Annotated in this window: 31 protein-coding genes, 1 tRNA gene and 1 pseudogene; 26 read left to right on the top strand and 7 right to left on the bottom strand. The window is 28.5% G+C overall.

Annotated elements, in window-relative coordinates; genetic code table 11:
* Positions 1–171 precede the first annotated feature (171 nt).
* From VJI94_RS04820 to VJI94_RS04810, 3 genes are all read left to right on the top strand, one after another.
* Entirely contained in the window at positions 172–1,119 is a 948-nt protein-coding gene (locus VJI94_RS04820) for an NAD-dependent epimerase/dehydratase family protein (protein ID WP_004832575.1), read from the top strand.
* Between the two features lie 21 nt (positions 1,120–1,140).
* On the top strand, positions 1,141–2,325 hold the full coding sequence (locus tag VJI94_RS04815; protein WP_004832576.1) for a glycine C-acetyltransferase: 1,185 nt from the start codon (positions 1,141–1,143) through the stop codon (positions 2,323–2,325).
* A gap of 293 nt (positions 2,326–2,618) precedes the next feature.
* A complete protein-coding gene (locus tag VJI94_RS04810; protein ID WP_004832577.1) occupies positions 2,619–4,235 on the top strand; it encodes a S1C family serine protease in 1,617 nt (538 codons plus the stop codon).
* A 110-nt stretch (positions 4,236–4,345) separates the two neighbouring features.
* Here the strand turns inward: VJI94_RS04810 and VJI94_RS04805 are convergent, their stop codons facing one another.
* Complete coding sequence (locus VJI94_RS04805; RefSeq protein ID WP_150263434.1) at positions 4,346–4,738, bottom strand: hypothetical protein; 393 nt, start codon at positions 4,736–4,738, stop codon at positions 4,346–4,348.
* 446 nt (positions 4,739–5,184) lie between these two features.
* Between VJI94_RS04805 and VJI94_RS04800 the strand changes: the two genes are divergently transcribed.
* Together VJI94_RS04800 and VJI94_RS04795 are read left to right on the top strand one after the other, a co-directional pair.
* Positions 5,185–6,924, top strand: a complete 1,740-nt coding sequence (locus tag VJI94_RS04800) for a DEAD/DEAH box helicase (RefSeq protein ID WP_324008538.1) — start codon at positions 5,185–5,187, stop codon at positions 6,922–6,924.
* Between the two features lie 13 nt (positions 6,925–6,937).
* On the top strand, positions 6,938–7,642 hold the full coding sequence (locus VJI94_RS04795; RefSeq protein ID WP_324008537.1) for a TrmH family RNA methyltransferase: 705 nt from the start codon (positions 6,938–6,940) through the stop codon (positions 7,640–7,642).
* A gap of 291 nt (positions 7,643–7,933) precedes the next feature.
* Here the strand turns inward: VJI94_RS04795 and VJI94_RS04790 are convergent, their stop codons facing one another.
* Together VJI94_RS04790 and VJI94_RS04785 are read right to left on the bottom strand one after the other, a co-directional pair.
* Positions 7,934–8,152, bottom strand: a complete 219-nt coding sequence (locus VJI94_RS04790; RefSeq protein ID WP_324008536.1) for a DUF1858 domain-containing protein — start codon at positions 8,150–8,152, stop codon at positions 7,934–7,936.
* Between the two features lie 200 nt (positions 8,153–8,352).
* Positions 8,353–8,429, bottom strand: a tRNA-Pro gene (locus tag VJI94_RS04785).
* Between the two features lie 250 nt (positions 8,430–8,679).
* Between VJI94_RS04785 and VJI94_RS04780 the strand changes: the two genes are divergently transcribed.
* Together VJI94_RS04780 and VJI94_RS04775 are read left to right on the top strand one after the other, a co-directional pair.
* The gene (locus VJI94_RS04780; RefSeq protein WP_324008535.1) at positions 8,680–9,606 is read left to right on the top strand and encodes an amidase domain-containing protein; all 927 of its coding nucleotides are present in this window, start codon (positions 8,680–8,682) and stop codon (positions 9,604–9,606) included.
* Positions 9,545–9,760 (top strand): hypothetical protein, encoded by a 216-nt coding sequence (locus VJI94_RS04775; RefSeq protein ID WP_324008534.1) that lies wholly within the window; start codon positions 9,545–9,547, stop codon positions 9,758–9,760. The genes VJI94_RS04780 and VJI94_RS04775 overlap by 62 nt, the downstream gene beginning before the upstream one ends.
* A gap of 144 nt (positions 9,761–9,904) precedes the next feature.
* Here VJI94_RS04775 and VJI94_RS04770 read toward each other — a convergent pair whose 3' ends face one another.
* The 4 genes from VJI94_RS04770 to pip all read right to left on the bottom strand — a co-directional run bounded on the left by VJI94_RS04770 (position 9,905) and on the right by pip (position 12,694).
* Entirely contained in the window at positions 9,905–10,507 is a 603-nt protein-coding gene (locus VJI94_RS04770) for a YdcF family protein (RefSeq protein WP_150263425.1), read from the bottom strand.
* Positions 10,508–10,516: 9 nt separating this feature from the next.
* Entirely contained in the window at positions 10,517–11,002 is a 486-nt protein-coding gene (locus VJI94_RS04765; RefSeq protein ID WP_324008532.1) for a GAF domain-containing protein, read from the bottom strand.
* A 105-nt stretch (positions 11,003–11,107) separates the two neighbouring features.
* Entirely contained in the window at positions 11,108–11,479 is a 372-nt protein-coding gene (locus tag VJI94_RS04760; RefSeq protein WP_269722598.1) for a DUF6483 family protein, read from the bottom strand.
* A 273-nt stretch (positions 11,480–11,752) separates the two neighbouring features.
* On the bottom strand, positions 11,753–12,694 hold the full coding sequence (pip, locus tag VJI94_RS04755; RefSeq protein ID WP_324008531.1) for a prolyl aminopeptidase: 942 nt from the start codon (positions 12,692–12,694) through the stop codon (positions 11,753–11,755).
* A gap of 118 nt (positions 12,695–12,812) precedes the next feature.
* Here pip and VJI94_RS04750 point away from each other — a divergent pair, with 118 nt between their 5' ends.
* The 19 genes and pseudogenes from VJI94_RS04750 to VJI94_RS04660 all read left to right on the top strand — a co-directional run bounded on the left by VJI94_RS04750 (position 12,813) and on the right by VJI94_RS04660 (position 24,291).
* Positions 12,813–13,052, top strand: coding sequence for a SemiSWEET transporter (locus tag VJI94_RS04750; RefSeq protein WP_324008529.1), 240 nt, complete (start codon positions 12,813–12,815; stop codon positions 13,050–13,052).
* Positions 13,053–13,123: 71 nt separating this feature from the next.
* On the top strand, positions 13,124–13,312 hold the full coding sequence (locus tag VJI94_RS04745; RefSeq protein ID WP_324008528.1) for a type II toxin-antitoxin system HicA family toxin: 189 nt from the start codon (positions 13,124–13,126) through the stop codon (positions 13,310–13,312).
* A gap of 31 nt (positions 13,313–13,343) precedes the next feature.
* Positions 13,344–13,727, top strand: coding sequence for a HicB family protein (locus VJI94_RS04740; protein ID WP_324008527.1), 384 nt, complete (start codon positions 13,344–13,346; stop codon positions 13,725–13,727).
* A 166-nt stretch (positions 13,728–13,893) separates the two neighbouring features.
* A complete protein-coding gene (locus tag VJI94_RS04735; protein ID WP_324008526.1) occupies positions 13,894–14,781 on the top strand; it encodes a fructose bisphosphate aldolase in 888 nt (295 codons plus the stop codon).
* A 119-nt stretch (positions 14,782–14,900) separates the two neighbouring features.
* On the top strand, positions 14,901–15,428 hold the full coding sequence (locus tag VJI94_RS04730; protein WP_324008525.1) for a hypothetical protein: 528 nt from the start codon (positions 14,901–14,903) through the stop codon (positions 15,426–15,428).
* A gap of 66 nt (positions 15,429–15,494) precedes the next feature.
* Positions 15,495–15,749: an AbrB/MazE/SpoVT family DNA-binding domain-containing protein gene (locus VJI94_RS04725; RefSeq protein ID WP_324008524.1), complete on the top strand. Its 255-nt coding sequence runs from the start codon at positions 15,495–15,497 to the stop codon at positions 15,747–15,749.
* Complete coding sequence (locus VJI94_RS04720; RefSeq protein ID WP_324008523.1) at positions 15,736–16,869, top strand: alpha/beta hydrolase; 1,134 nt, start codon at positions 15,736–15,738, stop codon at positions 16,867–16,869. Before VJI94_RS04725 ends, VJI94_RS04720 begins: the two co-directional genes overlap by 14 nt.
* Positions 16,870–16,900: 31 nt before the next feature.
* Positions 16,901–17,155, top strand: a complete 255-nt coding sequence (locus VJI94_RS04715) for a hypothetical protein (RefSeq protein ID WP_324008522.1) — start codon at positions 16,901–16,903, stop codon at positions 17,153–17,155.
* On the top strand, positions 17,116–17,511 hold the full coding sequence (locus tag VJI94_RS04710) for an EFR1 family ferrodoxin (RefSeq protein ID WP_324008521.1): 396 nt from the start codon (positions 17,116–17,118) through the stop codon (positions 17,509–17,511). Before VJI94_RS04715 ends, VJI94_RS04710 begins: the two co-directional genes overlap by 40 nt.
* Positions 17,512–17,618: 107 nt before the next feature.
* A complete protein-coding gene (locus VJI94_RS04705) occupies positions 17,619–18,062 on the top strand; it encodes a GNAT family N-acetyltransferase (protein WP_324008520.1) in 444 nt (147 codons plus the stop codon).
* Between the two features lie 139 nt (positions 18,063–18,201).
* Complete coding sequence (locus VJI94_RS04700) at positions 18,202–18,477, top strand: hypothetical protein (RefSeq protein WP_324001361.1); 276 nt, start codon at positions 18,202–18,204, stop codon at positions 18,475–18,477.
* A gap of 114 nt (positions 18,478–18,591) precedes the next feature.
* Entirely contained in the window at positions 18,592–18,876 is a 285-nt protein-coding gene (locus tag VJI94_RS04695) for a hypothetical protein (protein ID WP_324008519.1), read from the top strand.
* Between the two features lie 239 nt (positions 18,877–19,115).
* Positions 19,116–19,550: a MarR family transcriptional regulator gene (locus VJI94_RS04690; RefSeq protein ID WP_324000037.1), complete on the top strand. Its 435-nt coding sequence runs from the start codon at positions 19,116–19,118 to the stop codon at positions 19,548–19,550.
* Positions 19,540–20,778 (top strand): acyl-CoA thioesterase/bile acid-CoA:amino acid N-acyltransferase family protein, encoded by a 1,239-nt coding sequence (locus VJI94_RS04685; RefSeq protein ID WP_324008518.1) that lies wholly within the window; start codon positions 19,540–19,542, stop codon positions 20,776–20,778. Before VJI94_RS04690 ends, VJI94_RS04685 begins: the two co-directional genes overlap by 11 nt.
* Before the next feature lie 139 nt (positions 20,779–20,917).
* A pseudogene (locus VJI94_RS04680) lies at positions 20,918–21,328 on the top strand (DUF6608 family protein).
* A gap of 26 nt (positions 21,329–21,354) precedes the next feature.
* Entirely contained in the window at positions 21,355–21,846 is a 492-nt protein-coding gene (locus tag VJI94_RS04675) for a hypothetical protein (RefSeq protein WP_324008516.1), read from the top strand.
* A gap of 29 nt (positions 21,847–21,875) precedes the next feature.
* Positions 21,876–22,262 carry a hypothetical protein gene (locus VJI94_RS04670; RefSeq protein WP_324001358.1) on the top strand — a complete coding sequence of 129 codons (387 nt, stop codon included), beginning with the start codon at positions 21,876–21,878 and terminating at the stop codon, positions 22,260–22,262.
* Between the two features lie 22 nt (positions 22,263–22,284).
* Positions 22,285–22,923, top strand: coding sequence for a DJ-1/PfpI family protein (locus tag VJI94_RS04665; protein WP_324008515.1), 639 nt, complete (start codon positions 22,285–22,287; stop codon positions 22,921–22,923).
* Between the two features lie 591 nt (positions 22,924–23,514).
* A complete protein-coding gene (locus VJI94_RS04660) occupies positions 23,515–24,291 on the top strand; it encodes a leucine-rich repeat domain-containing protein (RefSeq protein WP_324008514.1) in 777 nt (258 codons plus the stop codon).
* Position 24,292 lies beyond the last annotated feature (1 nt).

Raw genomic sequence — 24,292 nt, 5'->3', positions numbered from 1 at the left:
TATAGATACAGCTTATTATCTGTTTATGCTTAATTTAGTTAATTTTTTTGCTTATAGTTTATAAAAATATTAATATTTTTTATATAGGGTGTTGTAAAGTGATTAAAATTGATGTATAATACATTTGGATAGTAAAAAATTTATTTAGCTATTTTGAAAGGAGATTGAATAATGAAAAGGATTTTGATGACAGGAGCACTTGGACAAATTGGTACGGAATTAGCTCTTTATTTGGGGGATATTTATGGAAGAGAAAACATCTTGGCTACAGATTGTTCAGATGCAAATAAAGCAGCTGTTGAAGATATTCGTTTTGAAATGTTAGATGTTACTGATCCAAAAAGAATGTTTGAATTGGCAAAAGAATTTAAGGCTGATACAATAGTAAATTTAGCGGCAATACTTTCTGCAAGAGGAGAAAGCATGCCACAATTAACTTGGAAGGTTAATGTTGACGGAGTTGTAAATACTTTAGAAGTTGCAAGAGAATTAAATGCAAAAGTATTTGTACCTTCATCAATAGCAGCATTTGGAGCAGGAACTCCACTTGACAATACACCACAAGTTACTATTCAAAGACCTAACACTATGTATGGAGTAACAAAAGTTTCAGGAGAACTTTTGTGTGATTACTATTTTAATAAATTTGGAGTTGACGTAAGAGGAGTTCGTTATCCGGGAATTATTTCTTATAAAACACTACCTGGTGCAGGAACTACTGACTATGCAGTTCATATTTATTATGAAGCAATTAAAAACAAAGCTTACACTTCTTATATAGGTAAAGGAACTCAAATGGATATGCTTTATATGCCTGATGCACTTAAAGCAGTTGTTGATTTAATGGAAGCTGATCCTTCAAAACTTAAGGACAGAAATGCTTTCAATATTACAGCTATGAGTTTGACACCTGAAATTTTAGAAGAAAGTATTAAAAAATATATGCCTGAATTTAAACTAAGCTACGATGTAGATCCAATCAGACAAGCTATAGCTGAAAGCTGGCCAAATTCATTGGATGACTCTGCAGCAAGAGAACAATGGGGTTGGAAACCAAGTTTTGATTTAGACAAGATGACAGTTGATATGTTAGAAAATTTGAGAAAAAAATTAAAATAGTGATAGATAGGAGATAAAGATATGAGTATTCATGATTTAAAATTTTTACAAGAAAAAGTTAATAAATTAAAAGAAGATGGAGTTTATCGTGTATTACCTGTATTAAACGGAAAGAATTCATCAACAATTGTTCTTGACGGAAAAGAAATGGTAAACTTATCAGCAAACAACTATTTAGGACTTGCAAATGATCCTGATTTAAAGAAAAGAGCTCAAGAAGCTATTGAAAAATACGGTGTAGGAGCAGGTGCTGTAAGAACTATTATCGGAAATATGGATTTACACGAAGAATTGGAAAAGAAATTGGCAATTTTTAAAAAATCTCCAAGAGCATTCATTTTCCAATCAGGCTATGATTGTAATATAGGAACTATCCAAGCAATTACAGAAAAAGGCGATTTAATTATCTCTGATGAATTAAACCACGCTTCAATTATCGATGGTATTAGAATGACTAAAGCTGATAAAGCAGTTTTCAAACACAGTGATATGGAAGATCTTGAAAGAGTTTTAGTTGAAGCTCAAGGAAAATATAAAACAATCTTAATTATTACTGACGGTGTTTTCTCAATGGACGGAGACCTAGCAAAATTACCTGAAATTGTAAAATTAGCTGAAAAATATAATGCTTTAACTTATGTTGATGATGCTCACGGTTCAGGAGTTATGGGAAGTCACGGAAGAGGAACTGTAGATCATTTCGGATTACATGACAAAGTTGACTTTGTTATAGGAACTCTTTCAAAAGCTATCGGAGTTAAAGGTGGATATGTTGCTTGTAACGAAGTTGCTTACGAATGGTTAAACCACAGAGCAAGACCTGTACTATTCAGTACAACTTTATCTCCAGGAGATACTGCAGCTTGTATCGCATCTGTTGAAAAGTTGATTGAATCAGATGAATTACAAAAGAAACTTTGGGACAATGCTAAATACTTCAAAGAACAATTAGGAAAATTAGGATTTAACACTGGTCATTCAGAAACTCCAATTACTCCGGTAATTATCGGTGATGAAGCTAAAACTATGGAATTTTCTAAAAAATTGAGAGAATACGGAGTATTCGGTTCAGCAATAGTATTCCCAACTGTACCAAGAGGAACAGGAAGAATTCGTTGCATGATTTCTGCAGCTCACAGCAAAGAAGAATTGGATAAAGCTGTAAAAGCATTTGAATTAGCCGGAAAAGATATGGGAATTCTTTAAGATAAGGCTTAAAAAATAGAGAAAATAATAAAAAATATTAAAGAGGAGAAAAAAATCTCCTCTTTTTAAGTTCATTTAAGCTCTTAACGATATAATATTAACAGTTGATAGATAATACATGTATTTTACACTAAAATTCAGAGTATTATATTGTTTAATAAGGAAATTTATTTTTTTGATTATATTTTTTAAAAAAATTTTTAAAAAAGTTTTTTCTTTAAGTTTTTTTTAAGGTTTATGGTTTAAAATATATTCAAGATAGTAAATGATATTTAAAAATGAGGTGATTTATTATGGACGATAAAAGAGATAATATCTTTGAAGAAAATGAAAATAATATTAAGAATGAAGAACATATAGAAGAAACTTCAAAAAATACTGAAGATGAAATGAAAGAAACATCTGACAGAGAGTCTATGAAAGAAACACAAAAATTATTTAATAATGAAAATATAGATGAAATGAAAGAAACAGTTGATGAAGATTTTGGTGGAGATTATGGCGAACACATTGAAGAGCCATACGACCATTCTATTGAACAAGAAATTTATAATGAACCATATATGGAAGATTCAAAAGCAAAAGATAAAGAATTTGAATCTTATGTAGATGGTATTGTTCAAAAAGAATTTGAAAAAAGAAGAAAGGGCAATAGACTTAAATCCGTTTCAAAATTTCTATTGGCAATTGTTTTGGCAAGTTCTATAAGTATAGCGGGAACTAGTGCATATCTAAAGAGTAATAGTGGAAAATCACTTTTAAATCAGTCTTCAACTGACAAAGGTGCGACTACTACAACTATAAATACTTCTGATAAACCGAATGTAGAAAAAGCTGTTGCACAAAAATCAATGCAATCAGTTGTAGGTATAACAACTGTTGGGGTTTCTGAGGATATGTTTTCTACTCAAAAGCAAACAAAGGGACTCGGCTCAGGAGTTATCGTAAGTAAAGAGGGTTATATTTTAACTAACAACCATGTTGTTGACCCTTCAAAGACAAAATCCGTAACAGTAATATTGAGTGACGGAACAAAGAGAAAAGCAAAAGTTTTATGGAGTGACAAAACTTTGGATTTAGCAGTTATCAAGATAGATCCTAAAGGACTTGACTTGAAACCTGTTGAATTTGGAGACAGTTCACAAGTTTCCATTGGCGATAAAGCTATAGCAATCGGTAATCCGCTTGGTATAAATTTAAAATCAACTTTAACTTCTGGATATATTTCAGGAAAAGATAGAGTGATTACACTACAAGACGGTTCTACTATGGAAGGATTATTCCAAACAGATGCGGCAATAAATCCTGGAAATAGTGGTGGTGGATTATTTAATGATAAAGGACAACTTATCGGAATAAATACAGCGAAAGCCGGAAATAGTGACGGAATCGGATTTGCAATTCCTTCTAATCTTGCAAAACCTATTTTGGAACAAATAATTAAAAACGGTAAGTTTGAAAGTGTTTCATTGGGTATAAGAGGTATAGATGTTTCAAGATATAATGTATTGGGACAAGAAAAATTACCTATAGACTCAGGTGTATATATTCATGAAATTTTATCAGGTTCACCTGCAGAATCTGCGGGACTAAAACCTAAAGATATTATTACAAAAGTTGGAGATACTAAAGTTACATCAAACTCAACTTTAAAAGCTGCCCTATTGAATTATAAGATAGGTGATAAGGTTAAGATTGAAGTTTATAGAGATGGAAAGACAACTACAATAGAAGTTACATTCTCACAATTCGATCTAAATAAAGCTGAAAATAAAGCAAATCAAAATCAAAATAATTTTAATCCAAATCGTAACCGTAACCGTAATCGTAATAATGACAATTATGATAGAAACGAAGATGATTTTGATGGAAATAATGATGATAACGACAATAACGACAACAATAATTAATTAGCATATTAGTAGAGATTTTTTTATAAATCCTCCGTAAAAATAAATAAATGCAAAAAAAGTTATGAAACAATTTCATAACTTTTTTTGTTTTTTAATCTATCTAATGCCTATTTGTAAATGCTATCTTTTGATAATTTAAATTCATAATTATCGTCTTCATCAAGTATTGTTTCGTCATCAACAAATAAAAGTTTATATTCCAACTTATCTGCTGTTAGATATTTTTTATCTCCTTTTTTTACTATTTTAGGATTATTAAATGTTGTTGCATTTTCTTTTTTCATTTTATCTTTAGCCTTATTAACATCATCAGGATTGGAATTCGGATTTATTTTACTCGGTTCTCCTGAGTATATCACAACTTTTTCGGTAATAATAATATCTCCGCCGTTTTTACCAACAAATTTTCTTCCGTAATAATTTTTAATTTCATTACTTCCCGTACAAGAAGTTAAAAGTAAAATCATAAAACATAGTAATATTTTACTAACTTTTTTCATATCTTACCTCCTACTAAAAACATAACACTAATCATTAAAGTTAAAATATTTGATAAATCCCCGTTTTTGTACCTACTATAGTTAATGTAAAACATAATATCCTCCCAAAAAATTTTACATCATTAAGGTGAACCGATTTCTTACTACTATAATATCACAAAAAAAAATAAAGTCAAGATATATATAAATTATTTTATTAAAATATTGTTAGTTTAAATTTTTATCCTCTACTTATCCACAATTTTTGTGGATAATTCTAATAAATTGTGGATTTTACTTGAAAATAGATATCTTTTTATGGTATAATATACACTTGAGCAATCAAGGAGTAAATATACTCCTAAATTTTTTGCTCGTAATATGTCGTGATGTTTAATGTGTAGTTTGTTTTTGTCTTTTTCTTTCGGAACTAACGTTAAGGTTCACGAAAAAAGAAAGGAAAAAATATGATAGAAAATTTTAATGATTTTAATTTGTCGAAGGAAGTTTTAAAAGCCGTTGTTGAAATGGGCTTTGAAGAACCTTCTCCAATTCAAAAACAAGCAATTCCGACTATGTTAAACAACGAAGATATAATCGGTCAAGCACAAACTGGAACAGGAAAGACAGCATCTTTCGGTATTCCAATAGTAGAAAAAGTAAATAAAGATAGCAAGACAACTCAGGCTATGGTACTTTGTCCAACAAGAGAATTGTCAATTCAAGTTGCGGAAGAAATTTCAAAACTTGCAAAGTATAAGGGAGTAACAGTTGTTCCAATCTATGGAGGTCAACCTATAGAAAGGCAAATCCGTTCTTTAAAAATGGGAGTTCAAGTTGTTGTAGGAACTCCTGGACGTGTTATTGACCATATTAAGAGAAAAACTTTAAAAACTGAAAATATTAAAACTTTTGTATTGGACGAAGCTGATGAAATGTTTGATATGGGCTTTAGAGAAGATATTGAAAAAATTATAGGCTTTTTGCCTTATGAAAGACAAACAACTTTCTTCTCTGCTACAATGGATCATGAAATGATGGACTTTGCTGCAAGATACCAAAGCGAACCAAGACTTATAAAAGTTGTACCAAAGGAATTGACAGTTCCAAAGGTAACTCAATACTATTTTGCACTTAAGCATAATATGAAACTTGAAATTCTATCCCGTATTTTAGATGTTCAAAATCCAAAACTTACAGTAGTTTTTTGTAATACTAAAAAAATGGTTGATGACTTAACTGCAGGACTTCAATCTCGTGGATATTTTGCGGATGGACTTCATGGAGATTTAAAACAAATCCAAAGAGATGGGGTAATGAATAAATTTAGAAATTCCACAATAGATATCTTGGTTGCGACAGATGTAGCGGCTCGTGGTATAGACGTTGATGATGTAGATTTAGTTATAAACTACGATATGCCTCAAGATGTGGAATACTATGTTCACAGAATAGGTAGAACTGCAAGAGCGGGCAGAGAAGGAACTGCAATAAGTTTTGTTTCACCAAGAGAAATGAATACTTTATCTCAAATTCAAAAATACACAAAGACTAAAATAGAAAAAAGAGATATGCCAACTCTTAAAGACTTGATTAAAAGACATGAAGAAAGATTTATGGAAGACATCAAGGAAGAAATTAATAAAAATGAACATACAAAAGAGTTAAATCTAATAAATATTCTAATGAGTGAAGACTATTCACCGATTGATATTGCAGCTTGTCTTTTAAAACATTATAATGAAAATAATAAGCTTAACAATCATGAAGAGCTTATGGATGTAGATATTAAGAAGAACAAGAAAAAGGGAAATGACAAGACTTCCATTTCAAACAAGGGTGGAAAGTCAAATGTTACTGAAAAGAATTCCGGAAGAATTTATATTAACATTGGTTCAAGAAAGGGAGTTTCTCAAAGACATATAGTTTCTGCACTTTGTAATGATGCGAATATAAGCGCAAGAGATATTGGAGATATCGAAATTTTTGAAAAGTTCAGTTTTGTAAATATTCATAAAAACGCACTTAAAGATGCAGTAAATAACCTAAACAATGCTCATATTAAGGGCTTTAAGGTTTTAGTTGAACTTGCGAACCAAAAGGAAGACTCTTCAAAATTTTCTGCAAAATCTAAAGATAAGAAAAATAAAAAGGATAAAAAAGATAAAAAGTGCGAAAAGTCTAAACGTGATAAAAAGAGAAGATAATTTAAGGTAAATTATGGAATTTTGTAAATATAAAAAAGATTTGAATTTTTCATACACAATGGGAGCTTTTCCGACTATTGAGCTTTTGCAGTCAAAGAATTACAAGACTATAGCAGTTTTGGTTCATTCAAAATATGACGACAAAGCAGGGCTTGAAAAAATTTGTGATGAAAAAGGAATTAATTTAATTTATAATGATAAAATTGTAAATAAACTTCAAAGCAAGGAAAATACATTTGTAATAGGAGTTTTTGAAAAAAACTTTGCAAAGATAAAAAAAGACAATCACATACTATTATGTGAGCCGAGAGATAAGGGAAATTTAGGTACAATTTTACGAACAGCATTGGGATTCGGTTTTAAAAATATTGCAATAATCGACGGTTGTGATGTTTTTGATCCTAAAACAGTTAGAGCCTCAATGGGAGCAATCTTTAAGATGAATATAGAAATCTTTAAAAATTTTGAAGACTATAAAAAAACTTTTGAAGAAAATAATATCTACTCTTTCATTTTAAACAAAGATTCAGTTTCTTTAAAAAATGTGGAGATTAAAAAGCCTTTTACATTGATGTTCGGAAATGAATCACATGGACTTGAAAACTTTGACTTAGAGGGAACAACTCCTGTATTCATAGAACAGAGCGAAGACATAGATAGTTTCAATTTACCAATTGCAAGTTCAATAGCAATGTATAAATTTACGGAAAAAGAATAAAAATAAAGGTCTAGTTTGCAAATTAATTGTGGACTAGACCTTTTTTGTAAATTTTAATTTTAAATTTATTTACTATTAACGTTAAGCTATTAAATAACGATTATTCATCAAACGCCATCTCGACTGGAGCAGAGCGAAACGAATCTAGCCCTAACTTTGTTTACTTGTAAACAAAAGTAAATGTATCGCGGATACATCAAATGAAAAATACTATAACCCAAATTATTTTTAATAAGCAAAAAGCAGGGGATTTCCCTGCTTTTTCGTCTTAGTTTGGGGGTATGTGATTGTTTAAGCATTAATAAAGTTTTCTAACTTTTCTTTTAATTCGTCAAATTCAAATCCACCTTTAATAGCAACCATTTCAAGAGTTGCAATGTCTTTCATCATTGCAAATAATTCCGGGTTATCAAGATTTGAATATTCAGGACTTAAAGTTTTTAAGAAGTCTTTAACTTCCGGATATTGTTCGATTAATTCACCAATTTTTGTACTTTTTTCTAATTTCATTGTATTTCTCCTTTTCTCTAATCAATTTAATTTACTTTATGTATTATTTATGTTAATAATATTATAGCCTTATTTGTATTGAAAATCTGTTGCATTTGAAACAAAAGAAAAATTTCTTTAATTTTTTTTGGATTCTTGAAAAAATATGTAAATATAAATTTTTACATAAAAAAATTCCTATGAGTAAAACTCATAGGAATTGGTCGGGGTGAGAAGATTCGAACTCCCGGCCCCATGGTCCCAAACCACGTGCGCTACCAAACTGCGCTACACCCCGATACGATTACCTACATATTATATAACTTTTATTATATTTTGTCAACACTTTTTTTGAAGTTTTTTCAATTGGCTAACTTATTCTTACAATTTATAATTGTTGTATATTGTTGCAAATTATATTTATATTACAAAAAAATATTTTAATTTAGTTTAATATCACTTGACAACGTCAAAAAATATATGGTACAATCAAATCGAGGGGAGATGTTGTTATATGTAATTGTTCATTTAATATTAGGAGGATTATTATGAAATTAAAAAAATTTTTATTAGTAAGTTTTTTTTCATTGTCTGTTTTGTGGACTTTCAATTCGCATGCTTCTGAACTTGACGAGAATGTTCGTAATAGAACAAGTGAAGTAAGCGAGAAAGAAAAGTTGTTTTCAGAAGAACTAGATTTTGCAAAAAAAGCGGTGGTTAAGTTTTATAAAAATAAAGATCTTGGAGAAAATAATGAATTGGATTCATATTTTTCAAAAGATGTGCTTAAGTTAATTAACTATAAAGTTATGTATAATAATTACAAAGATAAGGAGTTGAATATATCCTATTCTAAATATAATGTTGTTGTTAAGCCTGTTGAAATTGAGAAATGGATAAAAAAAGGAAATTCTTTTAGTTTTAATTTACAGGTGATTACTAAATTTTATTATCCACAATCAGATGTGGAAAGTGAGAATTCTGTTGTGCTTGAATTTACTGTTACTAAAGATAGAGATGGTAAATTAATAATAACAAGATGTTATCAAGGTCTCTATTCTGAGGTTGATGAATTAAAATATTATGATTTATTATCTAAAAATGCAGATGTTGATAAATGGCTAAGTAGTAATTTTGAAGAATCAAAGGAATATATAGAAAAATCAAAAAATGATAGAGAAGAAGATTATAGACAATACAAATCAGAAAAAGGTTGTAAAGATGAATCTGTTGAAAGATACTCTTCTTTTGATAGGCAATATATAACTGATTGGGCAAGAAATAATTTTTATAAAAGATATCCCTCAAGTAGTAGTTCGTACGTTCCCTATTGTGATTTTTCAACAATCAGCGATAGTTATGATTGTACGAATTTTGTATCACATGCTCTTTTAGCAGGGGGATTTTCAATGAATGACTATGGGTATTCTGGAATACAAGGTAGTAACCAATGGTATTTTAGAAATATATTATAATGGCTCAGGTTGGGGACATAGTGTAGTTGTTACAAAATTTAAAAATGGAAATGTATTAGTTACTGGAAGAACCGCACCCAACTGGTATAATAATAATGTAGATGCTAGGAGAATGGGAAATTATCAAAGATTATTGCATTTGGAAAATAGATAATACAATAAGAGTTATACCTTTTAACGATGCTTTGTATAGGGTAAAGCTTTGAGAAAATTGTTGTTTCGAAATAGAAAAAATCGGGAAGATATCATAAAATATTCTTCCCAATTTTAGTTTATAAACTTTTTTAAAATAGTAAATTTATTTATTTCTTTGATGTAAATTTTTTATATCTTGTTCTGTTGGTTTATCAAACAGAAAAGTTTTTACAACTGCAAAAGTTTCTCTTGCGTATGATGGAACAACTGCACCTGTTGGAGTTTTTGCAGGAACTGTCTTTGCTAAAATTCCAAATCTGTAAAGAATAAGTTTTGCTCTAAATAAATGATAGCCTGATGAGATTACCATAATTTCAGAAGGCTTTTTATCAAGTTTTTCTAATGCGAATTTTATATTCTCATAGGTATTTTTGCTATTTGTTTCAGCGATAAGTCTTTCTTTTGAAATTCCTTTTTCTATTAAATATCTTTGCATATATTCGGCTTGTGAAAGTTCATTATTATTTTCTTTTCCTCCACATAAAATAGCTTTTGCGTTTTTGTGTTTATTTAAGTATTCAACTGTAGTATCCAGTCTATTAATCAAAGTTTTTGAAAGTTTTCCATTGTTTGCTTTAGCTCCAAGTACTAATACATAATTTTCAAAAGTATCTATATCATTTTTTTTAGAATGATAAATTAATGATTGAATTAAGACAACTACACATAAGCATAAGAATATAATAAATTTAAAAAGTTTTTTCATAGTTACCTCCTATATGTGAGTTTCCAGTTGTTTAACAAATGCCTCCAGATAAGTCTCTTCTTCTTTTGAAAATCTATTAAAAATAGGGGAGTCTATATCTAAAACTCCAAAAATTTTATCATTTCTAAAGATTGGAATAACAATCTCTGAATTGCTCTTGCCGTCACAGGCAATATGCCCTTTGAAATTATGAACATTTTCAATATTCAAAGTCTTTTTAAGACTTGCACTCGTTCCACAAACCCCTTCTCCGTTTTGTATTCTAACACAGGCAGGAAGTCCTTGAAAAGGTCCAAGAACTAGAGTATTTGTCTTTTCATCTAAAAGATAAAAGCCGACCCAATTTATTTTTTCTAAAAAGAAGTTTAAAAGAGCAGCTGCATTTGATAAATTAGCTATTGTATTTTCTTCGTTATTGCATAATTCATATAAATCTTTTATTAAATAGGAGTATTGTTCTCCTAAATTTCCTTCGTATTTTACTGGATTAAACATAATACCTCCTTTATTAATATAATATTAACATAAAATTTTGTTAAATTCCAGTTTTCTGATAAATTTATTTGAACAAAAAAGCCGACTGCAAAAGTCAGCTTCTTGTTAAATTAAATCTGATAAATTATTCATATTAAATTCGTTTAATAAGTCTTTTATTCCCGTTTTTATTTCATCTCTTTCAAAATCATGTTCATTTAAAAATTTTGAGTCTTTTTCATTTAGATATGAATAAAAAAGGAGACTAATTAACAAGCTGTCTTGAGTTTTGTGTTTCAACATTTCAAATAGAGAATCTTCCGCTTCATTTATATTTCCAATGTCGATTTTTGATTTTAAATCTTTTAAAACTTCCTTACTTTCTTCTAATTTTAATAGTTTTTCAGGTGAAGAATTTTTATCAATTTTAAAGACAAACTCTAAAATCATGCTTATCCATTCTTCAATTTTTCTCATTATATAATCATTTTTTAACATATTATCTCCTAATTAATTACTTCAAGATGGTATAACTGGAAGTAAGTATTTACCGGCTTTTCAATTTATGGGAAAAATTTCAATATTCAATATATAGAGAAATTGATATTAAATTTCCAATAATCATTACGTGATATTATATCAGTTAAAGATTAAATGAAATTAAAAAAATTATATTTATAAAATGGTAAGTTTTTCTTTAGTTTCTTTAAAAATAGATTGAAAATCCAAGTAAAAATAAAGTTATAAGTATACTATTTGCTTTTTTAGAATTTAAAAAAGTTTTTTAAATTCCTCTTGTGCTAAAATGAGTTCGTGAGTCATTGCAGGATCGAAAGAAGTATGACCAGAAATAGGGAAAATCAATTTTGAATTATTTAGTTTTTCGTTTAATAGATAAGCCCCAACAGGTCTGCAATCTACATCATATCTGCCATGAATAATTATTGTAGGAATATCTTTTATTTTTTCAACATTATTTAAAATGTAATTTTCTTCAAAGAAACAATGATTTACAAAGTAATGGCATTCCATAATTGCCATTGAAATATCTTCATCAGTGATTTCTTCTGAAATAACTCTCGGTTCAAGAGCAACAACAGAATTTTCAAACGCACTGAAAGATTTTCCGTATTTTTTCTTTGTTTCATAATCATCTGAAGTTAAGTATTTGTAATAACTTTGAACATAATCTTTTCTTTCTTCTTCATTAAAAGGAGATTTAAAGATTTCAAATGCCTCAGGGAAGAACATTCCAGCTCCACCTTGATACAACCACTTAACATCTTCATCTCTTCCCAAGAAAATTCCTCTTAAAATTAAACCTACAACACTTTGTGGATAATTTTCTGCATAGTATAAGGAAAGAGTAGTCCCCCAAGAACCGCCATAAACAAGCCATTTATCAATCTTTAAATGTTCTCTTATCTTTTCCATATCCTTTGCAAGATTTTGTGTATTATTGTCTTTTAATTCCAAAAATGGTTTGCTTTTACCGCAACCTCTTTGGTCAATTGTTACTATTCTATAAAAAGAAGGATCTAAAAATCTTTTAGATTTGTCTCCACAACCGCAACCTGGTCCGCCGTGAACAAATACTACGGGAGCTCCATTTGGATTTCCTGATTGTTCGTAATAAACTTCGTGAACATCATCAACCTTTAGATGTCCAAAGTCAAATGATTCAAATTCGGGAAAAAGTGTTTTAAATTCCATATTAACCTCCAAAAATACTAATTATTTAGTCTATACTATAATAAATAAAATCTTTTGTCAAGTTGTAATTTATGTTCAAAATGTGGTAAAATTTTAAAATGAAATATTAGGAGGTTTTATGATAGGAATAGTAGCTGCTTGCCTTACAACTTTTGCATTTGCACCGCAAGTAATAAAGATAATAAAAGATAAAAATACACAATCTCTTTCACTAATTATGTGCATTATGCAAACAACTGGAATTTTTCTTTGGTTAGTTCATGGTATGATGATAAAAGACTTCGCACTAATTTTTGCCAATAGCATTTCTTTTGTTCTAGTTTTAATTATACTTTTACATAAAATTAAATATAAATAGATTTATAAGTAAAAATTTGACTTACGTAATCATACGTGTTATAATATGTTACGTAAGGAGGTAGAGTGCACATGCCACTTACTGGGAAAGAAATGCTCAAGCTTCTAAAGAGAAATGGTTGGAAAGAATTAAGGCAGGAAGGTTCGCACCATATTTTAGAAAAAGATGGTGTAATGATTGTTGTGCCGGTTCATGGGAACCAAGATTTAGGTAAGGGTTTTGAGCAGAGAATCTTAAAAGATATAGGACTAAAAAAATAGTCCTGTATCTAAAATTTTAAGGAGTGATTTTATGTTTGTTGTATATCCATTTGTATTTAAAAAAGAAAGTCCACAAGGTTACTTTATTGGGAGTGTCGATATAAAAGAAGCTTATACAGGAATAAATACTGATGATATTTCTTTTGGTATTTCAATGGCAGAAGAAGTGTTAGGTCTTGTTTTGTCTGAATATGTGGAAAGAGGAATTGAGTTACCTAAAGCTACTCCAATAAAAAATGTAAAGACAAAGAATGAGGAATTTGTTACATTAATAAAGATAGATTTAGAAAAATTTCTAAAAGATACATCTTTAGTAAAAAAGACTTTATCAATACCTAAATGGGCAAATGATAAAGGAACAAGATTGGGAATAAATTTTTCAAAAGTTTTAACTGAGAGTATATTAAAAATGTAAATAATTTGTTTAAAGGCAATTATCAAGATGATAGTTGCTTTTTTTATAGCAATTAAGTAAGAAAAATATTATAAAATAAATGATTTCTAAGTTTGTTAAATTACCTTAAATATGATAAAATATAGCTAGAGTAAAATTTACTTAATAATTTTTAAGGAGCGAAGATATGGATTTACAAAAATTTAACAGAATCAAAAACGATGAAGGTTTTATAGCGGCTTTGGATCAAAGTGGTGGAAGTACACCAAAAGCACTTAGATTATATGGTGTAAATGAAGATGCTTATTCAAATGAAGCTGAAATGTTCGATTTAATTCACGAAATGCGTACAAGAATTGTTACTTCAAAGGCTTTTACTAAAGAACGTATATTAGGAGCAATTTTGTTTGAAATGACAATGGAAAGAAAAGTTAACGGTAAATTCACTCCGGATTATTTATGGAATGAAAAAGGCATTGTTTCATTTTTAAAGGTTGACAAAGGTCTAGCTGAAGAAAAAAATGGTGTTCAACTTATGAAAGAAATTCCAAACTTAGCTGAAACTGTAAAAAAAGGCGTTGAATATGGAATTTTCGGAACAAAAATGCGATCAGTAATTAAAAAAGCAAACGAAGAAGCTATCAAAGAAGTAGTAGCACAACAATTTGACTTTGCAAAACAAATTATCGCAGGTGGACTTGTTCCAATTGTTGAACCTGAAGTTGATATAAATTCAGCAGAAAAGGAAAAATGTGAAGAAATTTTAAAAAGAGAAATATTAAAAGAACTTAATAAATTAGAAGAAGGACAAGAAGTAATGTTAAAACTTACATTACCGACTGTTGCTGATTTCTATAAAGAATTAGTTGACCATAATAGAGTTGTTAGAGTTGTTGCTCTTTCAGGCGGATACTCAAGAGAAGAATCAAATGAACTTCTTTCTAAAAATCACGGAGTTATAGCAAGTTTCTCAAGAGCTTTAACTGAAGGACTTAATGTAAATCAAACTCAGGAAGAATTCGACAAAATGTTAGACAGCTCAATTCAAAGTATATTTGAAGCATCAAGAAAATAATTTATAATCTACAGCCGAGAAATCGGCTGTTTTTTGTGGAATTAATTGAAATATTGGCTTATATAATGTAAAATATAGATTAACAAATGTTTTATACTATATAAGGAAGAGGTTTTAAAATGAGAAAAATAAATTTTAGATATAACAAAAATACTCCAACTTTGCTATATATTATGGTTATTATAGGAATAGTGATAGGAATTCTTCTTTGTTATGAGTTTCTTATTTATTTAGGATTTGCAAGTACAAATGAGCCACAATATTTTAAAGACCATCCAAATCATGCAGTATATTTGATTTTCGGATTAATTCCGATTTCTATGTTAGTACCTTTTTGGATTGTCTTTAAATTTTGGAGTAGAGAAGATGAAGATGCGGAGCTTGAGCTATATGATGATTATGCAATTTTAAAAATGAAAAATGAAAAAATCAAAATCCAAAAAGGAGAATTGGAGATAAAATTTCCACAACCACAGGCAATTTTATATACGACATATATATTAAAATTACCTGAACAAAAAATCGTCTTAGTAGGTTCTTTAAAAGAAAAAGAAAAATCAAAGCTATCTTTAAACATTGCAATAAAAGAGCTATCTGCTTATAAAAAGAGAAAATATTTAAAGAAGATAAATTTATTTAAACAGTAGAAATTAAAATCTACTGTTTTTTTGTAATTAAATTTGCTTTTTAAATTTTAAAGTAGTATAATAAGTATGAATAAACATACTTATTATACGGAGGCAGATATGAAAAGTAAAAAAGATGGAAAACTACATGCATGGACTGCGAAGGTAGGAACTAAGGGACAGATTGTTATTCCAAAAGAGGCAAGAAAAATTTTCTCCATAGAAACTGGGGATAATTTGTTAATTCTTGGGGATGAAAGAAGAGGGTTAGCCATTATGAATGGAGATGTTGCAACAAAAGTTTTGATGAATATTCAAGGTGATTTAAGTGAAGAAGATTAAGATATTAAAATTTATAGTGATATTAGTTTTAGTTGTAGTTGTTTTTATTGTAATATATGCAATTTATAATCTAAATTATGACTATTCAGGTGAAAAGTTCAGGAAGAACAAGGCTTCAAGTTTAGGCTTGGAAGAAAAACAATTTAATCTAAAAAATGGAAATGTAATAAATTATGTTGAAGGTCCAAATAATGGTCCGGCTATTTTATTATTACATGGACAAATGGTAGATTGGAAAGATTATCGTACTGTATTTCCTGAATTAGTAAAAAAGTATCATGTATTTGCACTTGATTATTATGGACATGGAAAGTCAAGTAAAAATCCTGATTTATATAATATTGAAAGCATAGGAAATGATATTGCATCATTTATTCAAGAAAAAATTGGAGAAAAAACAATTATTTCGGGGCATTCTTCAGGAGCGCTTATTACTGCATATATCGGTGCTAAATTTCCACAAAATGTAAAGGCAATTATTTTGGAAGACGGACCATTTTTTGCAACAGAAAAAGGACGTGCAGAAAACACATTTTCTTATAAAACTTTCGAAAATATTCATAATTATTTAACTGAAAAACCTAATACTACTTATTTTGAATATTATCTAAAAAATGATCCGATGCGAAAACTGTTTAATGATGGCGGAAAAGATAATTGGGATAAAATTGTGGCTAAACCTGCAATGAAAAGATTTCAAAAGGATAATACTAAAATACCAATTATTTGGTATTATCCACCAAAGTTAGGAGTTAATACCTTACTTCAATTAACATCTAATTTACAAGATAAAACAGGTGATTATGACTTAAGATTTGGAGATACATTCTATGATTTCAGTTTCTTTAAGGGAATAAAACAAGAGGAATTGTTAAAAGAAATTACTGTTCCAACTTGTATATTACATGTAAAACCACCAAAAAATACAGCACCTTCTTATTATAATGAAGAGGGGCTTCTGATTTCTGCAATGGATGAAAAAGATGCAAAGCGTGTTAAAGAATTGATTAAAGGTAGTACTTTAATTGAGGGATTTGATTCTATGCACGACATTCACGAAGATCAACCAAAAGAATATTTGGAAAAAGTGGAAGAATTTTTAGATAATATAGAAAAGTAGAATTGATAGATTGGATTTAAAGTAGGAATATATGATAGGCATTTATCTAAGTGGGACTGGAAATACTAAACATTGTGTTGAAAAACTTGTATATTTGATAGATGATAAATCAAAATGTCTTCCTTTGGAAAATCCACAGATTATAGATTTATTAAAGGAAGAAGATGTAATTTTTTTAGGCTATCCAACTCAATTTTCTAATGCGCCTTTTATGGTGCGAGATTTTATTGTGAAAAACAGTTCCCTGTGGAAAGGGAAAAATCTATTGAAGAAAACAGACAAATAGTAAAAAATGCGGATAATCGACTAGAAGAAGTTGCAGAACAGATTAAGCAGGGAAGATATCCAAGAGAAGGACTATCTTTCATTGCACATATGAAGGGACTTTTTGGGCAAAGGCTATGGTTTTATCGAAAAACTATGGGATATACCGATAAATTAAAAATAAATGATGATTGTAATGGTTGTGGTTTATGTAATAGGGTTTGTCCGTTGAAAAACATTTGCATAAAAGATAAAAAAGCTGTTCCTGAAAACAAATGCACAATGTGTTATAGATGTATAAGTCTATGTCCAAAAAAGGCAATTACTTTGCTTGGAGATAAGGTAATTGAACAGTCTAGATTTGAAAAATATATATAATTAAAATTACAAAAAACAAAAAAATACAATATGATTGCTTCAAGTATGTATTATCTTTTGATTATGAATATAAAGGATTAAATAAGTTGAAATTGTAGGATAAAATTATGAAGATATTGGAAATTAGAAAAAACAAAAAGCAGTATATGGAGCTTCTGATTCTTGCTGATGAACAAGAAGATATGATTGACAAATATATTGATAGAGGAATTATGTTTGTTTTAGAGGATAATGGTGTTAAATCTGAATGTGTAGTTACTGATGAGGGAAATGGAGTTCTTGAAATAAAAAATATTGCTACAAACCCTAACTTTCAAAGAATGGGTTACGGAAAAATTCTAATTGATTTTGTTGTTACTAAATATAAAAATCAATTTTCTACATTACAAGTTGGCACGGGAGATAGTCCTAAAACTATTGATTTTTATTTGAAATGTGGATTTTCTCGCTCCCATACTATCAAAAAATTTTTTACGGAAAATTATAATCACCCAATATATGAAGACGATATCCAATTGGTTGATATGATTTATTTGCGTAGAGATTTATAAATTTGATTTTGTTTAAGCTAAAATACAGCAGTTTAACAGTAAGTCAATATGATTTACTGTTTTTTTTATATTTGAATTATCAATAAATATGATGTAAAATATAAATTAGCAAATGAAAGTGGAATTTAAGGAGGCAAATATGTGGTTAATAATTGGTATTGGAGCGATAATTTTTGCAATATTGAATATTGTATTTTCATTTAATAATAAAAATTCAAAATGGTTTGGGTTTATAAGTTTATCACTAACAGCTTTGACTGTATGTGCATTTTATTCTGAAGCATCAAGCTATGTCCTTAAAGAAGATTGGAGTGCACTTATGGACGTTATTCCAACAGTTAGTAGGATATTATGGTTTTGCGTTTTTATGTCAATTTTAATAAATGCAATTCCACTTTTTAGAGATAAGAAATAGAAAAATGATTTAAACAGTAAGTCAATAGGATTTACTGTTTTTTGTATTTGAAATATCAATAAATATAAGGTAAAATATAGAATAGTAAGGAAAATAGAATTTAAGGAGGTAGTTATGTGGTTAATAATTGGTATTGGAGCGATAAATTTTGCCTTAATAGGTCGTGTTAAGGAATATAAAGGTGAAAATTTCATAGTTTTTAAAAGGATAAGTTTGTTGATAACTGCATTATGCTCTATAAATTTTATTTATTCCGCTATAATTTATAATTCTTATTTTACTGGAGGAAATTGGAGAATGTTTTTAGAGACAATGCCTGGAGATTCTAAAAATGTATTAATTTGCATTGGCCTTTCTATTTATGTAAATTTTGTTCCGATTTCTATTTTTAAAAAATAGAAAATAACAAAATAAATTTGAATTTATAGAGGATCTTTTTGTATAAAATTCGAGAATCCTCTTTTTTTATAATACAATCTAAAGTAAGAAAGTAATATAATATAGTAGGTAAAAATCATAAAATACTTGGATGATTAGAGAAAATAGTATGAAAATAAGAATATAATATTAATATGTAGTTGACATTTTTTGAAAATTATGTTATTTTGTTAAGTAGGTTAACAAAAGGAGATGATAAAATGAATTATGAAAAATTTTTATATGATTTTCAAAATTTCATAAGGTTATATCATAGTTTAGAATACAAACAACATAAAATTTTTGACTTAAATTTATCAGAAGTACATTTATTAAAAATGGCTGAACATAATCCTAATTATACACTTGTTGAATATGCTGAAAAATTAAATATAAGCCGAAGTGCAATTTCGCAAGTAGTTAATATATTGGAAAAAAAAGAATGTGTCAAAAAAAATAAGATTAATAAGAAAAGTATTGTGCTTGAGCTAACCACAAAGGGACAAATAGTATGTGCTAAACACGATGAAGAGCATAAAAAAATCGAAAAAAATTTGAAGATAATTTTTAGTAAATATGATGATTATTTTTTTGAACAATTAAGTGAGTTAATGTCTGATATTGTAATTGTTTGGGAGGGATATGATGAGCTGTAAAATAATAATCGAAGATAGTAATAAAATTATGGATTCAAAGATTAATATATGTATTCAAGGACTAAAAAGATTTGAAGAAGTTAAAATTATTTTAGAAACAAGTTGTTTTTACAATATCAATGCTCCTATGAGTTGGTCAGAAAATACGCTTTGGAGGGCTGAGGCTGTTTTTCTCAGTGATTCAAATGGTACTGTATCTCTTAAAAATTCACCGTCTAAAGGTGGAGATTATATAGGTTTTAGAAATATGGGGTTATTTGAATCTCTCAAAGCTGTATCAATTACTAATAAAAAACGTATTAGAGACTTAAAAAAATTACCTTTAAATGATGTTGTTACTTATCAAATTTCAATTATGTCGGATGAAAAATTACTTGCTAAAACAACCTTTAATAGATTTTATAAAGATTTTAATATAGATTATTATGATATAATCAGAAAAAATTGGCAAGGAAGATTGTTTTATGAAAATGATAATAATAAAAAGCCAGCTATTATAGTATTATCAGGTAGTGATGGAGGAATTGAAAAAGCACAAAACATTGCGATGTTATTAGCTAATCATGGCTTTACAACATTAGCTATAAGTTATTTTGGGATGAATAACCAAAATTCAAATTTAGATAGAATACCACTTGAAAATATTGATGAGGCATTAAAGTATCTACAAAAGCTATCTTTTGTTGATTCTTCCAAAATTGGAATTTATGGTAGGTCAAAGGGTGCTGAGTATGGATTAATGTTTCTATCTAAATACAATGCTATTAGATGTGCAGTTTTAAATTCTCCAAGTGACAGAGTTTATGAAGGATTAAAAGGAAAAAGAAATTCTAAGCATTCTTCTTGGACATATGGTGGTGAAGAAATAGAATATAAACCATTTAAGATAAAGGATTTTATTATGAATATGTTAATAAAAAAATCAAGTACTGATAATTCTGGAGTTATAGATATAAAAAACATCACTTGCCCTCTTCTATTAATTACATCTACAAAAGATGAAATATGGGATTCTTATAGAGCTTCAATCAACATTATGAAAAATATAAGATCTAGCGAAAAGAATATTGTATTAACTACAGAGTTAGGACATATGAATACAATTCCATATCTTCCAAATCTCCGTTATAAAAAGAATAAAACAGATGATATATATTATGAAACAGTTATATCATGGGAAAATACAATATCTTGGTTTGTTAAATATTTAAAAAAAGAAGAAGTATAGTTTTAATATAAAATTGATGTTATAAAATATATATGATATAATTGACATAATTTTACTAGTAAAAGGAGAAAACTGCATCATGGTTGTTAAAGTTCTTTAATTCTTATGAAAATAAATTTAAATTTATGGAGGCAGAATTATGAAATCTATATGGAATAAATGGTTAAAACAGGCTATTTTTCTTTACTCGGGGCTATATACCATTGCGACTATTTTTAATAGTGTGCTGTATCTTTTGAATGGAAAGTATGAAGACCCAAATGGAAATTGACATGAAATTGATAGAGCGATTATCGTATTTATCATAGTTCTTGCATATATATTGATTAAAAATTTGAAACTTAAAAATTATTGTCTAAAGGCTATCATAATCTACATTCCAACTCTTTTATTAGTGTTTGGATATATTTGGCTAACTGGACTTAGAGAACCTTTGGCAAAATCTGCTTATAGAGATATCTTTATAAATTACACAATAGGATATCTTGGGGCTTCGCTAATTGGTTGCGGAAAAACTTTTTTCAAGCCAAAGAATACAGAAAATAAATAAAATTCATTTAAAAGGGGGATATAATATTGGCTAGTTGGAGTGGTATTAGGAAAAAACTTGAAAAAGAATATCTTGCTGAAAGCCTGCAAGGACATATTCAATATTTTGCTACAACTTATAGCAAAAGTCCGGACCATGAGGGACGAGCAGCAATAAGATATGACGGAAAAGAAATCATCAAAGGTTGTTTTTGGAATAACTGGTTTAAAGCTGATTTATTTCCTCGAGATGAAAAATACGAAGAAAGAATTAAAGTAGAAAATGCATTTATTGACGATACAGCTTTAAAATTGGGAGTATTTGACCAACGTTGTTTTTACAAAGCTTTTGCAGAATTTGACAATCAAAGTATAGAAATGAGCCTAAAAAGTGAAAATTTACTCGTAAGAATTTTCGCAATTTTAGATAGACGAGTTGGAAAAAGAAAGTTAATTCAAATGAAAGAAACAATAGAAAATGAACCTGATACATTTCAGGAGTTCTATGCAATTCGTATGAGTGCTGAAGGACTGAATTAAGTTTAAATAAATTTGGAGGAGAAGAGATTATGTTACTATTGGGAGTAAAAAAAGAAAATGATTGGCTTTTAGCTGAATATAATTTGACATATAAAGTTGGCTGGGAGAATATTTGTAGGGCAGTTAGTTTAGTATATGAATATTATGAGAATGTAGAAATTTTAGTTGATAATAATAAAGTGAATATCAATTCAAAAGAAGAAATTTTACAATTAGACGAAGCGAGAACAATGACAATTCGAGGGGTATCAAAAATTGTTCAAGTTCCGTTAATGATAACATTCTTTAATCAATTACAAACTGTAAGAGTTTCTGTCGCCTGTGCAACAGATGAGTTCAAAGAGGCAGACTATAAGAAATTCAATATGTCATTAGGGCAATACATGGATAGCATTGAATTGGCTATGTATAATTAAAAAGTAGAAAGGGTGATAGGAAATGAAAAAGAGAATTGCATTATTGGTTTATCCTGATTTTAGTTTGCAAGAAGTTGCAAATCTAATGTATATATTTCGTTGGTATTTTGATACTTTTACTGATGTTATATATACAGAATTAAGCCCTGTTAGGAGTGAAGAAGGAATTTTGATAAATCCGGTGAAAACTTGTTCTGAGTTTTGTAAAGATGATTATGATTGTTTGATTCTTTCGGGATGTAGTGACTTAAGACAACCCATACGAAATAAAAAAATCAAAGAATTTTTAGAAAGCTTTGTAAATGATGATAGTTTTATCATTGGTGCAATTTGTTCCAGTCCGATATTCCTAGCACAAGCAGGTTTGTTGAAAGGTAAAAAATATACAGATTCTTTATTTGTTGAAATGAGAGAATCATTTGCCTTTATTGAAGAAAATAATTTTTTACCACAATCAGTAGTTGAAGATCGAAATATTATAACAGCTGTTGGAAATGCATTTAATGAATTTACAGTACATGTTGCAAGAAAACTTGGTTATGATTGTCCGGATAAAATATTAAGTGGTTATACTGACTCAAATGACATTAATGACTATATACATCATCTTCCTGAAGATGAAATATTAGAATTTAAAGAAGAATTTAAAGAATTCTTTTAAACAGTAAGTCGTAAGATTTACTGTTTTTTGCTGTATAGAGTTTGAATTTTATTTATTACTAACGTTAAGCCCTTAATAAAGGCTTATTAATTAAAAGTCTTTAGAATAATTTCATTGAAGTTATATAAATGTTATATCGTTTATAAGTCCTTTACAGGACTTACTATTATTTGTAAACAAATAATAGTAGTGAGATCTCTCCGCTCCATTCGTTTCACTCATTTCGGTCGAGATGACGTGTTAGGGGCGTTGTTTTGCTTGATATCGTCACGTGAATTATATTATTTTTTATGCAATTTTTAAATTCATTTTTTAATAATATTTGAAGTTTATTTACTTTTAACGTTAAACCCTTAATCGAAGATTTTTCCTTATACGTCATCTCGACTGGAGCAGAGCGGAATGGAGAGATCTCATACTTTTGCTTTAGCAAAAGTAAATGTATCGAAGATACATAAAATATGTAAATCCCCTAAAGCCCACAAGCATATCAACTTAAATTGAATGAAATATATACTTATGATATAATCATAATAAAGTATTTGCAATGAAAATTTAGATATAATCTTCTTAAATAGAAAGGAGTAAAAAATGGTTTTAAATGAAAAACAATTAATATACGGTTATGATTATTACTTCAAAAATGAAAATAGACCTAAAAGTATTGTTGAGGTTTCTGAATATAATGGAGAAAGTGCAATTATAATAAATTGTACTCAATTGGATGATAGTTCTAATTCAAAGTATAAAACTGCAAAGGCAAGAAAAAATGTTGTAAATGAATGGTGTGATTTTTTAATTAAAAATCCAACGGCTTTTACAGAACTTACATTTTGTACAAGAATGCCACAAGAGTTGTTTAATGCGGTTTGTTCACAACAAAATCTTAAAAAATTATATATTAAATGGGGAGTTTATCCAGATATTTCAAAGATTTCAAATCTTGTAAATCTTGAATTCCTTCATTTAGGTTCAGGTTCAAGTGTGGGAAGTATTGAACCAATTTCGAAATTAGAAAATTTAGTAGCTTTAACAGTTGAAAATTTTCAAAAAATTGACGATTATAGTCCACTTACAAAGTTAAAAAAATTGGAAAGTCTTACAATTGAGGGAGATGCCTTTGCCCCAAAGAATATTCATATAGATTCTATTGATTTTTTGAAAGATATGAAGCAATTAAGATTTTTTAGATTTTTTACAAGTATTGTAAAAAGTAAAGATTACACTCCACTTTTAAGTCTTGAAAATATAGAACATTTATCTATTAAGCCGTTTAAAGAAGTTAATAAATTATATGATGAGATAATTAAATTACCTAAATTAAAATATGGAACAATTGTATTTAATCCCGAATTTTATAAAAAATAGA

This window comes from Parvimonas sp. D9 (assembly GCF_035282565.1).
Classification (GTDB): Bacteria; Bacillota; Clostridia; order Tissierellales; family Peptoniphilaceae; genus Parvimonas; species Parvimonas micra.
The sequence above is the reverse complement of the archived record's forward strand: the minus strand, read 5'-3'. Positions and strand labels throughout refer to the sequence as shown.

Bases quoted from the DNA above. Each gene is read 5' to 3' on its own strand.
- VJI94_RS04740 (WP_324008527.1), top strand. From the start codon at position 13,344: ATGTTTGTTGTATATCCATTTGTATTTAAAAAAGAAAGTCCACAAGGT.
- VJI94_RS04670 (WP_324001358.1), top strand. From the start codon at position 21,876: ATGTTACTATTGGGAGTAAAAAAAGAAAATGATTGGCTTTTAGCTGAA.
- VJI94_RS04815 (WP_004832576.1), top strand. From the start codon at position 1,141: ATGAGTATTCATGATTTAAAATTTTTACAAGAAAAAGTTAATAAATTA.
- VJI94_RS04685 (WP_324008518.1), top strand. From the start codon at position 19,540: ATGAGCTGTAAAATAATAATCGAAGATAGTAATAAAATTATGGATTCA.
- VJI94_RS04780 (WP_324008535.1), top strand. From the start codon at position 8,680: ATGAAATTAAAAAAATTTTTATTAGTAAGTTTTTTTTCATTGTCTGTT.
- VJI94_RS04690 (WP_324000037.1), top strand. From the start codon at position 19,116: ATGAATTATGAAAAATTTTTATATGATTTTCAAAATTTCATAAGGTTA.
- VJI94_RS04820 (WP_004832575.1), top strand. From the start codon at position 172: ATGAAAAGGATTTTGATGACAGGAGCACTTGGACAAATTGGTACGGAA.
- VJI94_RS04760 (WP_269722598.1), bottom strand. From the start codon at position 11,479: ATGTTAAAAAATGATTATATAATGAGAAAAATTGAAGAATGGATAAGC.
- VJI94_RS04800 (WP_324008538.1), top strand. From the start codon at position 5,185: ATGATAGAAAATTTTAATGATTTTAATTTGTCGAAGGAAGTTTTAAAA.
- VJI94_RS04700 (WP_324001361.1), top strand. From the start codon at position 18,202: ATGTGGTTAATAATTGGTATTGGAGCGATAATTTTTGCAATATTGAAT.
- VJI94_RS04730 (WP_324008525.1), top strand. From the start codon at position 14,901: ATGAGAAAAATAAATTTTAGATATAACAAAAATACTCCAACTTTGCTA.
- VJI94_RS04805 (WP_150263434.1), bottom strand. From the start codon at position 4,738: ATGAAAAAAGTTAGTAAAATATTACTATGTTTTATGATTTTACTTTTA.
- VJI94_RS04735 (WP_324008526.1), top strand. From the start codon at position 13,894: ATGGATTTACAAAAATTTAACAGAATCAAAAACGATGAAGGTTTTATA.
- VJI94_RS04775 (WP_324008534.1), top strand. From the start codon at position 9,545: ATGACTATGGGTATTCTGGAATACAAGGTAGTAACCAATGGTATTTTA.
- pip (WP_324008531.1), bottom strand. From the start codon at position 12,694: ATGGAATTTAAAACACTTTTTCCCGAATTTGAATCATTTGACTTTGGA.
- VJI94_RS04745 (WP_324008528.1), top strand. From the start codon at position 13,124: ATGCCACTTACTGGGAAAGAAATGCTCAAGCTTCTAAAGAGAAATGGT.
- VJI94_RS04795 (WP_324008537.1), top strand. From the start codon at position 6,938: ATGGAATTTTGTAAATATAAAAAAGATTTGAATTTTTCATACACAATG.
- VJI94_RS04790 (WP_324008536.1), bottom strand. From the start codon at position 8,152: ATGAAATTAGAAAAAAGTACAAAAATTGGTGAATTAATCGAACAATAT.
- VJI94_RS04750 (WP_324008529.1), top strand. From the start codon at position 12,813: ATGATAGGAATAGTAGCTGCTTGCCTTACAACTTTTGCATTTGCACCG.
- VJI94_RS04810 (WP_004832577.1), top strand. From the start codon at position 2,619: ATGGACGATAAAAGAGATAATATCTTTGAAGAAAATGAAAATAATATT.
- VJI94_RS04695 (WP_324008519.1), top strand. From the start codon at position 18,592: ATGTGGTTAATAATTGGTATTGGAGCGATAAATTTTGCCTTAATAGGT.
- VJI94_RS04705 (WP_324008520.1), top strand. From the start codon at position 17,619: ATGAAGATATTGGAAATTAGAAAAAACAAAAAGCAGTATATGGAGCTT.
- VJI94_RS04765 (WP_324008532.1), bottom strand. From the start codon at position 11,002: ATGTTTAATCCAGTAAAATACGAAGGAAATTTAGGAGAACAATACTCC.
- VJI94_RS04665 (WP_324008515.1), top strand. From the start codon at position 22,285: ATGAAAAAGAGAATTGCATTATTGGTTTATCCTGATTTTAGTTTGCAA.
- VJI94_RS04660 (WP_324008514.1), top strand. From the start codon at position 23,515: ATGGTTTTAAATGAAAAACAATTAATATACGGTTATGATTATTACTTC.
- VJI94_RS04725 (WP_324008524.1), top strand. From the start codon at position 15,495: ATGAATAAACATACTTATTATACGGAGGCAGATATGAAAAGTAAAAAA.
- VJI94_RS04770 (WP_150263425.1), bottom strand. From the start codon at position 10,507: ATGAAAAAACTTTTTAAATTTATTATATTCTTATGCTTATGTGTAGTT.
- VJI94_RS04715 (WP_324008522.1), top strand. From the start codon at position 16,901: ATGATAGGCATTTATCTAAGTGGGACTGGAAATACTAAACATTGTGTT.